This window comes from Emticicia oligotrophica DSM 17448, assembly GCF_000263195.1.
Classification (GTDB): Bacteria; Bacteroidota; Bacteroidia; order Cytophagales; family Spirosomataceae; genus Emticicia; species Emticicia oligotrophica.
Genome location: NC_018748.1, coordinates 1,103,162 through 1,116,704 on the forward strand (window position 1 = coordinate 1,103,162; position 13,543 = coordinate 1,116,704).

General features: G+C 38.5%; 10 protein-coding genes. 5 read left to right on the forward strand and 5 right to left on the reverse strand.

Translation table 11 applies throughout. From position 1 onward, the window contains the following. Window positions 1-44 precede the first annotated feature (44 nt). Window positions 45-905: a ThuA domain-containing protein gene (locus tag EMTOL_RS04675; RefSeq protein ID WP_015028123.1), complete on the reverse strand. Its 861-nt coding sequence runs from the start codon at window positions 903-905 to the stop codon at window positions 45-47. Between the two features lie 425 nt (window positions 906-1,330). On the opposite strand from EMTOL_RS04675, the gene EMTOL_RS04680 reads away from it, so the two are divergent. Then, window positions 1,331-1,801, forward strand: coding sequence for a CAP domain-containing protein (locus tag EMTOL_RS04680; protein WP_015028124.1), 471 nt, complete (start codon window positions 1,331-1,333; stop codon window positions 1,799-1,801). Window positions 1,802-1,971: 170 nt separating this feature from the next. Here EMTOL_RS04680 and EMTOL_RS04685 read toward each other — a convergent pair whose 3' ends face one another. Both EMTOL_RS04685 and EMTOL_RS04690 read right to left on the reverse strand, forming a co-directional pair. Beyond that, window positions 1,972-2,838 (reverse strand): LysR substrate-binding domain-containing protein, encoded by an 867-nt coding sequence (locus EMTOL_RS04685; protein ID WP_015028125.1) that lies wholly within the window; start codon window positions 2,836-2,838, stop codon window positions 1,972-1,974. 7 nt (window positions 2,839-2,845) lie between these two features. Beyond that, window positions 2,846-4,351, reverse strand: a complete 1,506-nt coding sequence (locus EMTOL_RS04690; RefSeq protein WP_015028126.1) for a malate:quinone oxidoreductase — start codon at window positions 4,349-4,351, stop codon at window positions 2,846-2,848. A 312-nt stretch (window positions 4,352-4,663) separates the two neighbouring features. On the opposite strand from EMTOL_RS04690, the gene hutH reads away from it, so the two are divergent. From hutH to EMTOL_RS04710, 4 genes are all read left to right on the forward strand, one after another. Continuing rightward, window positions 4,664-6,172 (forward strand): histidine ammonia-lyase, encoded by a 1,509-nt coding sequence (gene hutH, locus EMTOL_RS04695; protein WP_015028127.1) that lies wholly within the window; start codon window positions 4,664-4,666, stop codon window positions 6,170-6,172. A gap of 125 nt (window positions 6,173-6,297) precedes the next feature. Beyond that, window positions 6,298-7,974, forward strand: coding sequence for a urocanate hydratase (gene hutU, locus EMTOL_RS04700; RefSeq protein ID WP_015028128.1), 1,677 nt, complete (start codon window positions 6,298-6,300; stop codon window positions 7,972-7,974). 102 nt (window positions 7,975-8,076) lie between these two features. Further along, window positions 8,077-9,306, forward strand: a complete 1,230-nt coding sequence (gene hutI, locus EMTOL_RS04705) for an imidazolonepropionase (protein ID WP_015028129.1) — start codon at window positions 8,077-8,079, stop codon at window positions 9,304-9,306. Between the two features lie 70 nt (window positions 9,307-9,376). Next, a complete protein-coding gene (locus tag EMTOL_RS04710) occupies window positions 9,377-10,360 on the forward strand; it encodes a formimidoylglutamase (RefSeq protein ID WP_015028130.1) in 984 nt (327 codons plus the stop codon). 58 nt (window positions 10,361-10,418) lie between these two features. Here the strand turns inward: EMTOL_RS04710 and EMTOL_RS04715 are convergent, their stop codons facing one another. Both EMTOL_RS04715 and EMTOL_RS04720 read right to left on the reverse strand, forming a co-directional pair. Next, window positions 10,419-12,299, reverse strand: a complete 1,881-nt coding sequence (locus tag EMTOL_RS04715; protein ID WP_015028131.1) for a beta-N-acetylhexosaminidase — start codon at window positions 12,297-12,299, stop codon at window positions 10,419-10,421. A 190-nt stretch (window positions 12,300-12,489) separates the two neighbouring features. Beyond that, a complete protein-coding gene (locus tag EMTOL_RS04720) occupies window positions 12,490-13,356 on the reverse strand; it encodes an AraC family transcriptional regulator (RefSeq protein WP_015028132.1) in 867 nt (288 codons plus the stop codon). Window positions 13,357-13,543: the final 187 nt, after the last annotated feature.

Here is a 13,543-nt window from a genome sequence, read left to right on the forward strand (position 1 = left end):
CAATGCCGCGGTGGGTGAGCGAAGCCGAACCCACCACAGGGAAGCTATTTCACCATGCCACGATAGGGCACATTAATATCTATTTTACCTTTCCACTTTTTCGGAACAGGTTTACTCAATTCCCAATGAATGGCATTTATAATAAGTCTTTGAAAGGCCTCTACCTGAAAATCTTCAGGATGCCCCATTGTAGTTGTAAATATCTTTGCTCCATAAGAATTTGTACCTGTCCAAGCCACTGGGTTTTCGATAGCTGCTTTATCAGGATTTACCGCTTTTCCCATCAAAAGCCATTCTGAACCTTTAGTCGGATAATCAGGTAGAACTCGATATAACCACGAACGTACGTGAAAACTTGGGGCAACACCCGTAAGAATTGGGTGTTTTTTAGCAGCTTCTATGACCGAAACATCGGTACTACTTTCGTGTCCGTAATGTGTATGGGCAGCTTTTCCACCCCAACCTGGAGGTGCATTCAAAGCAAATTCTCCAAAGGCATTCCATCGCTCGGATGCATCACCTTTTGGAAAGTTGAAGGCATGAGTGGTTGTACGAAAACCCATGACAGGTTTAGCAGACTTAAGGTACTTTTCAATGTACTCGAGTTGGTCAGGAGGAAGTTGTCGCCAACGGAGGTAAAAAACTGCTAAATCTGCTTCTTGTAAAGCCTCTAAACCAGGAATGTTTTTCTCGGCATTTTGATTAGGATAAGCTTTCAAAACTTTAGTTCGAAAACCGTAGTTTTTTTCAAGTTCGGCGGCAATGAGAGGAAGAGTAAATTCGCCGCTGTATTCGTGGTCGCCAGTTACGAATACTATCAGAGGCTGCTTTTTAGCTTGTGCCGAAGCAAAGTGCACACACGCACCTAGCAACACAAAACTCAGTAATAAAAAAGTTTTACGCATTAGATTTTAATAGATTGAAGGTTGATGTCGGCTGTATTCAAACGAATATGCTGAATTACAGACATTTACCCATAAAAATAAAGTATTAATTCAATTTATCATCGTTTGTAGAAAGAATATTCTTAAAAAAATTTAAGAAAGAATATGCATTGACCAAAGGCATAGGATAAAAAAAGCCTGAAAGGCTGCTATAATTATAAAAAAAAGAATTTGTTTCTCCAAAAAAATCCCAAAGAGATGATATACCACCACGTATTGATTATAGCAACTTCATTATAATCATATCATTCTGCCAAGGTTCTTATACGTATGACTTATGTAAAGCATTGTTTATCAACAGAATATCATATTTTTTTGAATTTAATAGACCAAAGAACAATACAAAACCCCATGAATTACGTTAGAATAAACGTACTGATAATTTTATGATGAAAAGCTGTTTTGTTTTTACCTTTTGTGTTTTCATTTTACTCTCACATCAAGCTTGCTCACAATCTCCCGAACAAATTAACGGCGAAACCCAACTCGAACAATCGGTTTTAGATTATGTAAATCAGCACCGAAGAGGAAAAGGTTTAGCACCACTCAAAATGATGCCAATCATTACGGCAGAAGCACTAAAACACAGTAAAAACATGGCCGATGGCCGAGTAGATTTTGGGCACGATGGTTTTGAAGGTCGAGCCGATAGATTAATGAGCCAAATTGAACAATCGAACGCCATTTCTGAAAATGTGGCCTACGGTAAATTCACAGCACAAGAGGTAGTCAATCGTTGGCTACAAAGTGCAGGGCATCGAAAAAATATTGAGGGAAAATTTAACCTTACAGGTATCGGAATTGTAAGACGAAATGATGGATATATCTATTTCACTCAAATATTTTTGAATAAATAGCCTAAACTTCGCCATGAAATAAAATCCTAGTTGCAATTCATCACCATGCAATCTGCATTAGTGAATTTATAAAATTTTTCCTCTTTCGTAGGCATTATTAGATTTGAGCTATGGTTCGAATTTATTTTATTTTCCGTCAGCTAAAGCAGACGGCAATGAAAATATTCTTCCTATACAACCTCCAAAAATCGCCTCAAACTTGGATTCGGATTTTGAGAATTCCACAGGGCAGTAATTTCTGCTTTTTGAGGAATATCTCGTAGTTCAATAAATTTAATGGCAGCGTTGGTTACTCGTTCAAACGAAATCGGAATGAGCGAAATACCCAAATTATTTTCTACCAATTTCAAGGTAGTATAACCGTGTACGGTTTCATGCGAAATTTGCGGTGTAAAACCAGCATCTTCACAAATACTCCATTGAAGGTTATGGTAAATTTCGCCATCAGTTTTAGTGGGAAGAATAAATTTTTCGTTGGCAACTTGTGAGATGGATTGAAAATTCGATGAATCAAGCCAATGATTTTTTGGCAAAACCAAAGCAAAGTTTTCTTGAAAAACAATGCGTTGTTGAAAACGCTTATTGGGAGGAGGATTTCTCAAGAAAGCAATGTCGAGTTCGCCTTTTTGAACAGCCAATAACTGCAAAGCCGAGGTCATTTCTGATAAATACGTATGAATTTCGGGGTATTTACCGTGTAGTTTTCCAAGTAAATCGGGCAAAAAAGTGTGAATACACGAACCTACATAGCCAATTTTCAACTCACCCTTTTGCCCTGATTCAACTTGCTTTACTTCATTTTTAGACTTTTCTAAATGCTCAAACAACTGCGTTATTTCTTGTTTGAAAAATTCGCCTGCCACTGAAAGTTTCACATTTCGTTTGTTGCGTTCAAACAAACAAACACCCAATTCGGCCTCTAAATCTTGGATTTGTTTCGTAAGTGCTGGTTGAACAATAAATAGTTTATCAGCTGCACGCTTGAAGTGCAATTCTTGGGCAAGCATCAAAAAATAACGGAGTTGTCGGAGTTCCATTTTTCAATTACGCATTCAATTTTAAAACCTTACTTGTCCATGCTCTTATTTCATCACACAAGGCAGGATTCTCAACCAATGGTTGGCCGTATGAAGGAATCATTTCTTTGACTTTCTTTTGCCATTCATCTGATTGCATTTGTGCTGGAAAACACTTCTTAATGACATTAAGCATAATCGAAACCGAGGTTGAAGCTCCTGGCGAAGCCCCCAACAAAGCAGCCAATGAGCCATCGGCAGCACTTACTATTTCTGTGCCAAATTCCAAAACACCACCGTGTGCATCGTCTTGCTTGATTACCTGCACCCGTTGTCCGGCAATCTCCAATTCCCAGTCTTCCATTTGGGCAGTTGGCATAAAATTTCGAAGAGCCTCTAATTTTGCCTCCTCCGACTGCATCACTTCGTGAATCAAATATTTGGTTAGCGGAATATTATCTAAACCTGCCGAAATCATCGGAATCAGATTCGACCACTTGATGGAAGTCGGCAAATCGAAATACGACCCATTTTTCAAGAATTTTGTCGAAAAACCAGCATAAGGCCCAAAAAGTAAAGCTTTTTCGCCATCAATCATACGAGAGTCGAGGTGCGGAACCGACATCGGTGGAGCTCCTACCGAAGCCTTGCCATATACTTTGGCATGATGACGTTGAATAATCTCTGGATTAATACATTTCAACCATTGTCCGCTCACAGGAAAGCCACCAAAGCCTTTTCCTTCGGGAATATCGGCCTTTTCGAGCAAATGCAATGAGCCTCCACCCGCTCCGATAAACACAAATTTGGCTTTTATCTCCGTTTCTTCATCGGTATCTAAATTTTTTACTTCAATCGTCCATTTTTTCTCATCATCTTCTCGTTCAATATCTTCTACTTCGTGGTGTAAATGAATATTAACACCATTCAACCCATCTAAATAGTCGAGCAAGGCCCGAGTCAATGCTCCAAAATTCACATCCGTACCAATATCCATTTTAGTAGCGGCTACATGCTGATTGGGGTCACGGTCTTCCATCACAATTGGCATCCATTCTTTCAGTTGTGCATGATTTTCTGAATATTGCATACTCTTAAATGGATGATATTTTGTGAGTGCAGCGTGGCGTTTTCTAAGATATTCTACACTTTCTTCGCCCCAAACAAAACTCATGTGCGGAATGCTTCGAATAAAGCTTTCAGGTGATTTAACAATGCCTTTCTCTACTAAAAAAGCCCAAAATTGACGAGAACATTCAAATGATTCATCAATAGCAATCGCTTTTTTGCAATCAATCGTACCATCTTCGAGCTCAGGCGTGTAGTTTAATTCACAAAGTGCCGAATGCCCAGTTCCTGCATTATTCCACGCATCCGAACTTTCACCAGCCACAAAATCTAATCGTTCAAAAACCTCAATTGTGAGGTCTGGCTGAAACTCTTTGAGCATAATTCCGAGTGTGGCACTCATAATTCCTGCTCCAATCAACACTACATCGGGCTTTTTATTGATATTCTTAGCTGTTCTTGTCATTTATTAGGTTTTAATTCAATTTATTGGTTGTGTAAAACGAAGCCATAAAGCTAAATACTTTCATTAAAATACCATGTAAGTAGATGGAATTAAAATGTTTTTATTAGTTAAAATGACATCCCCCTGCCCCCTTCAAAGAAGGAGTTATTCAACGAGAACAATAATTCCCCTAGCATCGGCGGTCCGATAAGAATGGGTTAAGGGGGATGTAAAAACTTCAATTAATCACTATTTATGATTAATTATAAACAAAAATACTATTTTTTATTATTAATTAGAAGCTCGAATTTTGTTGAAAAATAAAGCTCGTTTATGCTAACAACTATCATCGACAAAATATCGCACCAAATCGATTCTGATTGGCTTGACATTCATACTTTACAAGAAATTTCCACACACAGCCAAGACCTTATACTTTCGGAAAATGCACGCCAACGAATCAACCATTGTCGACACTTTCTCGACAAAAAAATTCAGCAAAGTGATAGCCTTTTTTATGGCATCAATACTGGATTTGGGTTTCTACAAAATGTAGCGATTGATAAAACACAAATTGCCCAACTGCAATATAATCTGCTGCAGTCGCACGCTTGCGGTATGGGCGATGAAGTACCAAAAGAAATTGTTAAATGGATGCTTTTCTTGAAAATCCAGTCGCTTGCCTACGGTCATTCGGGTGTACAAGAACAAACCGTTCAACGATTAATTGATTTTTATAACTACGATATTACGCCTGTTATTTATAGTCAAGGGTCACTCGGAGCCTCGGGCGACCTCTCTCCACTTTCACATTTGGCATTGCCACTCATTGGTTTAGGAGAAGTATATTTTAAAGGGAGAAAGCTACCCGCTCAGAAAGTATTATCAGATTTTGGTTGGCAGCCAATCGAACTACAAAGCAAAGAAGGGATTGCTTTAATCAATGGCACACAATTCATGACGGCCTTCGGTATTCATGGGGTTTTAAAAGCACAGAAGTTATTAAAATTAGCCGATTTAATTTCGGCTATTTCCATTGATGCTTTTGATTGTTCGTTACAGCCATTTCACCCAAAAATCCATTCGATTCGACCACATAACGGACAAGTTTCCACGGCAAAAACTATACTCAACTATCTATCAGATAGTTCAATAGCTCAACAAACTAAAAACCAAGTACAAGACCCTTACTCATTCCGTTGTATTCCACAAGTACACGGAGCAAGTAAAGATTCGATGGAATTTATAGAGAAAACTTTCTTGCAGGAAATCAATGCAGTGACCGATAATCCGAATATTTTCCCTGATGATGATTTGATTCTTTCGGGAGGAAATTTTCATGGACAACCTCTTGCCATTGCTTTCGATTTAATGGCTATTTCGATGGCTGAAATTGGTAGTATTTCCGAACGACGCACCTATCAATTACTTTCGGGACAACGAGGTTTGCCACTTTTTTTAGTCAAAAACTCGGGATTAAATTCAGGCTTGATGATTCCTCAATATACTGCCGCAGGAATCGTAAGCGAAAACAAACAACTTTGCACCCCCGCAAGTATCGACTCGATTGTTTCGTCAAATGGGCAAGAAGACCACGTGAGTATGGGTGCTAATGCCGCCACCAAATGTTTACGAGTACTCAACAATGTAGAACGAATTTTGGCGATAGAATTACTTACTGCAACCCAAGCGTTGGCTTACCGACGACCGCTCAGAAGCTCTGCTTTCATAGAGCAATTTTATGAAGATTTTCGCAGAAAAGTACCTTTCAACGAAGCCGACAGAGTACTACACAATGACATGAAACTGGCGGTGGAGTTTTTGAAAGAAATTAAAATTTGATTTTATCTAAATAAGACATCCCCCTGCCCCCTTCAAAGGGGAAATTATTAAGCGAGAATAAAATTCCCCCTTTGAAGGGGGCAGGGGGATGTAAATACTATTAATTATTTTTATCTATTACATGTATGCAAACCATCGAAAAAACCTACGATTTCAAAAAATATAAAACACCAACTGGCAACACGCTCACTTGCAAAGGCTGGATTCAAGAAGCAGCATTAAGAATGTTGCTCAACAACCTTGACCCCGAAGTGGCAGAACGCCCAGAAGACTTAATTGTTTATGGTGGCCGTGGAAAAGCTGCTCGAAATATCGAATCATTAGATCTGATAATCAAGGCTTTAAGGGCTTTAGAAGAAGATGAAACCTTGCTTATTCAGTCGGGCAAACCCGTGGGAATTTTACCTACGCACAAAGATGCCCCAAGAGTTTTGATTTCAAATTCTCAGCTCGTTCCGAAATGGGCTACTTGGGAGCATTTCAGCGAACTTGAGCAAAAAGGATTAATGATGTACGGCCAAATGACCGCTGGCTCATGGATTTACATTGGTTCACAAGGCATCGTACAAGGTACTTACGAAACTTTTTCGGCCATTGGAAAAAAACATTTCAACAACACACTAAAAAATACACTTTCAATCACCGCAGGTTTGGGCGGAATGGGCGGAGCTCAACCTTTGGCCGTTACGATGAATGATGGTGTATGTTTAGTAGCTGAAGTAGAAGAATGGCGAATTTTAAAACGTATAGAAACTCGCTATTTGGATATTTATTTTACCGATATCGATGAGGCCATCGACCGTGCTATTGAGGCAAAAAACAATGGTGAAGCTATTTCTATTGGCGTAAAATGTAATATTATTCATTTGCTCCAGCGTTGCATCGAACGGAATTTAGTACCCGATATTTTAACCGACCAAACCTCGGCTCACGACCCAATTATTGGCTATTTCCCGCATGAAATTTCGCAAGAACAAGCCAGTGTATTGCGTGAAACAAATCCAGCTCAATACCTTGAAATGGCCAATCGTTCGATGCGTTTGCACGTAGAGTTGATGCTCGAATTGCAGCAAAAAGGAGCAATCACTTTCGATTATGGCAATAATTTGCGTGGACGTGCCTACGAACAAGGACTAAAAAATGCTTTCGATTTTCCGGGTTTTGTACCTGCCTATATTCGTCCACTTTTCTGTGAAGGAAAAGGGCCTTTTCGTTGGGCAGCACTCTCAGGCGACCCCGAAGATATAAAAGTAACGGATGAACTCATTCTTTCGCTTTTCCCAGAAAATGAATCATTGAAACGATGGATAACGATGGCTCAAGAACGAATCGCTTTCCAAGGATTACCTGCTAGAATTTGCTGGCTTGGCCAAGGAGAAAGAGAAAAAGCAGGATTAGCATTCAATGAATTAGTACGAACTGGTAAAGTTAAAGCACCAATCGTCATCGGTCGCGACCACCTTGATACAGGTTCAGTAGCTTCGCCAAACCGAGAAACAGAAGCCATGCTCGATGGCTCTGATGCCGTTGCCGACTGGCCAGTGCTCAACTCACTCATCAATACCGCGGGTGGTGCAAGTTGGGTTTCGCTGCATCATGGTGGCGGCGTGGGAATGGGTTACTCCATTCATGCGGGAATGGTTATCGTCGCTGATGGCACTTCTGATGCAGAAAAAAGACTCAAAAGAGTTTTACATAATGACCCCGCAATGGGTGTTATTCGCCATGCAGATGCGGGCTATGATATTGCTAAAGATGTAGCTCGAAAAAATCGTTTAGATTTGAAGGAAAGACTTTCATAATTCTTTGTTTACAATCAATTTTTGCAATTAAAATTGTCCCAAATTTTTATTGCTGTAGAGACAAGGCATGCTTTGTCTCTACTAAAATTAAAAGACACAAAAATGCTAATCATCAACATAAAACAACTCATTGGGGTCAGAGAAAAAACTCACTTGCTACGAGGTGCGGAAATGGCTGATTTGCCACTGCTCGAAAATGCCTTTTTGAAAATCGAGGGAGAGGAAATTGTGAATTATGGTTTGATGCAAGCATTGGATTTGAGCAACGAAACGGATGAAATTTATGATGCAAAAGGGGCTTTCGTATTACCCACATGGTGCGATTCACACACACATATTGTTTATGCAGGAAGTCGAGAAAATGAATTTATTGATAAAATTAAAGGTGTAAGCTATGCCGAAATTGCTAAAAAGGGCGGTGGAATTTTAAACTCAGCAACCCGAATTGCCGAAACCTCTGAAAGCGAGTTGTTGGAGCAAGCTTGGCAACGCTTGGAAGCAATAAAAAATCTCGGTACAGGAGCCATCGAAATCAAAAGTGGCTATGGGTTGAGTGTATCGGGTGAGCTAAAAATGTTGCGTGTGATTCAACAAATCAAAGAAAAATCGCCATTACTAATAAAATCTACTTTCTTAGCGGCACATACTTATCCTCAAAGCTTTAAGGAAAATCATCAAGGATACATTCGGCAAATTATTGATGAAATGCTACCAATTGTCGCTTCTGAAAAACTGGCTGATTATATAGATGTTTTCTGCGAAGAAGGTTTCTTTTCAGTAGCTGAAACCGAACAAATTTTAGAAGCAGGCTATAAATATGGGCTAAAACCTAAAATCCATGCCAATCAACTAAACCTTTCTGGCGGTGTACAAGTGGGCGTAAAACACCAAGCAATTACAGTTGACCATCTGGAAACTATAAGTCAAACAGAAATAGATTGTTTAGCCAATTCTAAGACCATTGGCACACTTCTACCATCGGCAGCTTTTTTCTTGCGAATGCAATATCCACCTGCTCGACAAATGCTTGGTGCCAATATTGCTCTAGCCTTAGCAAGTGATTTTAATCCTGGTTCTTCACCAAGTGGAAATATACCTTTTTTGATTGCCCTGAGTTGTATTCAGATGAAAATGTTGCCCGAAGAAGCCATTAATGCTGCAACAATCAATGGAGCTTATGCAATGGAAGTAGCCGAGCAAGTTGGCAGTGTCACGAAAGGAAAATTAGCTAATTTGATTTTTACAAAACCAATTTCATCTCTGGCCTATCTACCCTATTCTTTCGGTGAAAATTTGATTGATAAAGTTATGATTAAAGGGAGATTTCAGTAGAAATTTTATCTGTGTTATTGTGACACTAAAACCTAATCTCGTGGCACGCTGTGCGTGTAACAGATATAACATGAAAAATAATAATCTTAAAACATATCAACAAAACGATTTAGTCTCAATAATAAAAACCCGTGCAGGTGAGACTAAATTGGGCGAAAGAATTAAACTGAATTGGCAGGCTAATGAGGTAGAATTTGTTCTTCTTGGCATTACAGAAGATATTGGTGTACAAGTAAATCGAGGCATAGGTGGCACACACACAGCTTGGATTAGTTTCTTAAATGCTTTTCTGAATATTCAAAGTACAAAAGTGCTTTCGGGTAATGAAATTGGCATCTATGGGTGTCTTTCTTTTGACGATTTAAAAATCAGTTCAGAAAGCATTGAAATAATTGATAATGAAGTAGTTAAAGCTATTTTAGAAATTATAAATTTTGGTAAAACTCCGGTCATTATTGGCGGCGGACACAACAATGCTTACCCGATTATCAAAGGTGTAGGCATCGCAAAAAAACAAGCCATCAATGCCATAAATTTAGATGCACACAGTGATTTTAGAGTAAAAGAAGGCCGACACAGCGGCAATGGTTTTCGGTATGCTTTTAACGAAGGATTTTTGCAGAAATATTCCATCATCGGGCTTCACGAAAACTATAATTCACAAGTCATTATTGATGAAATTTCGCAGAATCCTTCCATTCAGTTTTGTTTTTGGGAAGATATTTTTTTGCGTGAAAAAATGACTTTCAAAGAAGCAATTTTACAAGCCATCGAATTTACAAAAAGCAAGCCAACAGGTATTGAACTCGACCTTGATTGTATAGAAAATGTACTCACAAGTGCCATGACTCCTTGCGGTATTTCGGCTACGCAAGCACGTCAATACATTCATCAAACTTCTACTTTAGCTAATGTAGCTTATTTACATATTTGTGAAGGTGCAACGCAATTAGCTACTGGTCAGACTTCTATTTTAACAGGAAAATTAATTAGTTATTTAGTAAGTGATTTTATGAAGGTCTTCAATCACAGAGGCACAGATTTCACGAATTAACACAGAGCATATTCTCAGTGATAATCTTAAAATCCGTGCCTCCCTGATAATGATGTAATTACTTTCCAGCTCTGCGTTCTAATTCAGCTCGCTTTAAAGTAATTAAATGACCAATTGGCTTTCCTGCACGATAAGTAATTACACGAAGTGTGATTGGACCATCTGGCATTTCAATTGGTTGTGTGTATTTAGAAGAATATTTGTCTGGCATTGAATCGTCAATCGAATAATAGATGTCTAGGTCAGCTATTTCGCTTCCTAATTCAACCACCAATTTATTGTCTTTCATCTTTGCCGTAATGATAGCATCATAAGCCGCTTTAGAATAATTAATTTCTGCCACATCGGCACGCTCAAAATGAGCCTCCATACGTTTACTGAAATTATCCCAATTTTTAGCTGATTTCTGTGACCAATAAACTTCCGATAACGCCCAAGCACGTGGGTAAGTCATATAATCCGCGTAGCGTGCTGTTGGTAACTGTTCGCTCCAAAGATTTCCCTGTCCACCTAAAATATATTTGGCATCAACACCATCAGGTACTGGCTCAAAACTATACGATTTACTCACACGTAAGCCAGCATAAATCGGTGGGTCAACACTATTGTCACCTTGGTTATAATCTAGATAAGCAAAGGTTGTTGGTGTCATTACAACTTCATGGCCGAGATGAGCGGCCTCAATTCCCCCCTTCACTCCTCTCCAACTCATTACAGTAGCATTTGGCGAAATTCCACCTTCTAAGATTTCATCCCAACCGATGAGTTTTTTACCTTTTGCTTCTAAAATTTTCTCCAAACGATTCATAAAATACCCTTGCAGATCTTCTACGTGGCGAATGCCCAATTTTTTCATCAATGCCTGACAACCAGCATCTGCTGCCCAGAAACCTTTATAACACTCATCGCCACCAACATGAATATACTGATTAGGGAAAAGTGCGGCTACTTCTGTCATTACTTTATCCAAAAACTCATATACTTTTTCATCTGATGGATTCAAAGCATTTTCATAACGCAACTTGAAAGTTCCATTACCGTACCAATCGGCTATATTCGCTCCTGGATTTACAAATGTATTAGGATTTTTGGTTGTGCTGAGTTCAGGATAAGCAGCAATTGCCGCCATACTATGGCCTGGCACATCAATTTCAGGGACAATCGTCACATTACGCTCTTGAGCATATTTTACAACTTCTTTAATATCTTCTTGCGTATAATAACCTCCTACGGTTGCTTTTTCACCAGGTTTTGGAGCGTCACGGTCGCCAAAATGGCCCGCACGAGCTACTCGCCATGCCCCTACTTCCGTTAGTTTCGGCAAAGATTTGATTTCAATTCTCCAGCCTTCGTCATCTGTCAAGTGCCAGTGAAAAGTATTATATTTGAAACGTGCAATGTTATCGATATACTTTTTGACTTCTTCTTTTGTGAAGAAATTACGACTCACATCAAGCATGATTCCACGCCACGCGAAACGAGGATAATCTGTAATTTTTACTGCTGGAATCGTCCAATTAGCTTTTATAACCGATTTACTCTCGATTTCTTTTGGTAAAAGTTGTAATACCGTTTGCATGCCATAAAACAACCCAGCTGCTTCATTAGCACTTACAAGCACTGTTTTAGGAGTAACTTCAATCGTATAACCTTCTTTACCTAATTGGGTATTAGCATTCAAATTTAACTGAATCATACCCGTTTTACCTTCCTGTGCTTTTAGCATCAATCCAGTAGCCGTATTGATTCTCTGAATCAACATGTCAGTAGCTACTTTAGCCTCAGCTTTGTTATAAGAAATCGTTGTTTTGTTTGTAAGAGCGAAACTTCCTGCACTTTGTTGCACTTCAACTGGCTGCGGAATCAGATTTAAGGGTGTGATTTGTGCCTTCAAATTGATGAAGGCACAACAAAGCACCGCTACGAGGGCTTGTTTCATAAGTTAAATTGAAACGTTTTGTTGAGTTAAAATGGTAAGGGTTGAAATCGAATACAATATTAAGAAGAAAAAAATATATCTTCAAAGTGTTTCAAAAAATTATTTTTCAATTCATAAATATTAAAAAAATATTTTAGAATAAAATTTTGCAAATTTCCAAAAACGTAAAATAAGTGAACACCGCTTTTATCTAATCTCTACGATATTCTTTTTGATAAACTAAAGGCGATTTACCCACAATTGACTTAAATTGCCGATTGAAATTCGAAATGGTATTATAGCCACTTTCATAAGCCACCTGTGTAACATTGAGTGTCCCTTCGTGAAGCAACTTACAAGCATGCCCAATCCGAATTTCAGCAATAAAATCGAAAAATGATTTGTTAGTTCTACTCTTAAAATACCTACAAAAAGCAGCATCGCTCATGCTTACCAATGAAGCCAATTCGCTTAGGCGAACTTCTTCTTTGAAATGCTTCATAACATAATCATACACTTTTTGCATTCGCTCGGTTTCTGAAACTTTATACATATTTACATAGCCTAAACTAGTAATAAACTGATAATCAACAGATAATGAGAGTTGATGCAGCATTGTTAGTAATTTCAATACTCGTTCAAAACCTTCGAGTTTCATCAGCTCTTGCAAGCCTTCTCGCACTTTTATACGCATCTCTCCTACAATATCCATTCCTCGTTGTCCATGCTCTAAGAGTTGCTTAATTCGATGCATTTCCGATTTATTGAAGAAGTCATTTCCCAAAAAATCTTCGGTAAAATAGACCACAATTCCGTGCGTTTGCAGACCCGAATTTGGCTCAAAATAAGCCTTATCACTTCGCCAAAGATGCGGCACATTTGGCCCCAAAAAAACGGTGTCGCCTGCCTCAAAATACTGAATATCATCACCGATGAAGCGAGTTCCTGTTCCTTCAAAAACTGTAAATAACTGATAATGAGGATGAAAATGCCAACTTGAATCAAAATGTGATTCACGCAATTCTTGTACCTCAAATGAATAAACTTGACTTCCGAGTGTTTTTTTCAAAAGTTTCATAGAAAACGGAATTATTGAGAGACCACATTCAGCAGAATTATTACTATTTACACCACAAACACTTTTTTTGCATAAATATCAAAATAAACAATGATAAATATCAAAATACAGTCAAAATTAGTAAAAGCAAGCATATTTAATATAATTTTCCAATGATAAATTTGTACTATTATTTTCAACTAAAAAT

Coding starts and splice junctions, on each gene's coding strand:
- EMTOL_RS04675 (WP_015028123.1), bottom strand. CDS start 905: ATGCGTAAAACTTTTTTATTACTGAGTTTTGTGTTGCTAGGTGCGTGT.
- EMTOL_RS04680 (WP_015028124.1), top strand. CDS start 1,331: ATGATGAAAAGCTGTTTTGTTTTTACCTTTTGTGTTTTCATTTTACTC.
- EMTOL_RS04685 (WP_015028125.1), bottom strand. CDS start 2,838: ATGGAACTCCGACAACTCCGTTATTTTTTGATGCTTGCCCAAGAATTG.
- EMTOL_RS04690 (WP_015028126.1), bottom strand. CDS start 4,351: ATGACAAGAACAGCTAAGAATATCAATAAAAAGCCCGATGTAGTGTTG.
- hutH (WP_015028127.1), top strand. CDS start 4,664: ATGCTAACAACTATCATCGACAAAATATCGCACCAAATCGATTCTGAT.
- hutU (WP_015028128.1), top strand. CDS start 6,298: ATGCAAACCATCGAAAAAACCTACGATTTCAAAAAATATAAAACACCA.
- hutI (WP_015028129.1), top strand. CDS start 8,077: ATGCTAATCATCAACATAAAACAACTCATTGGGGTCAGAGAAAAAACT.
- EMTOL_RS04710 (WP_015028130.1), top strand. CDS start 9,377: ATGAAAAATAATAATCTTAAAACATATCAACAAAACGATTTAGTCTCA.
- EMTOL_RS04715 (WP_015028131.1), bottom strand. CDS start 12,299: ATGAAACAAGCCCTCGTAGCGGTGCTTTGTTGTGCCTTCATCAATTTG.
- EMTOL_RS04720 (WP_015028132.1), bottom strand. CDS start 13,356: ATGAAACTTTTGAAAAAAACACTCGGAAGTCAAGTTTATTCATTTGAG.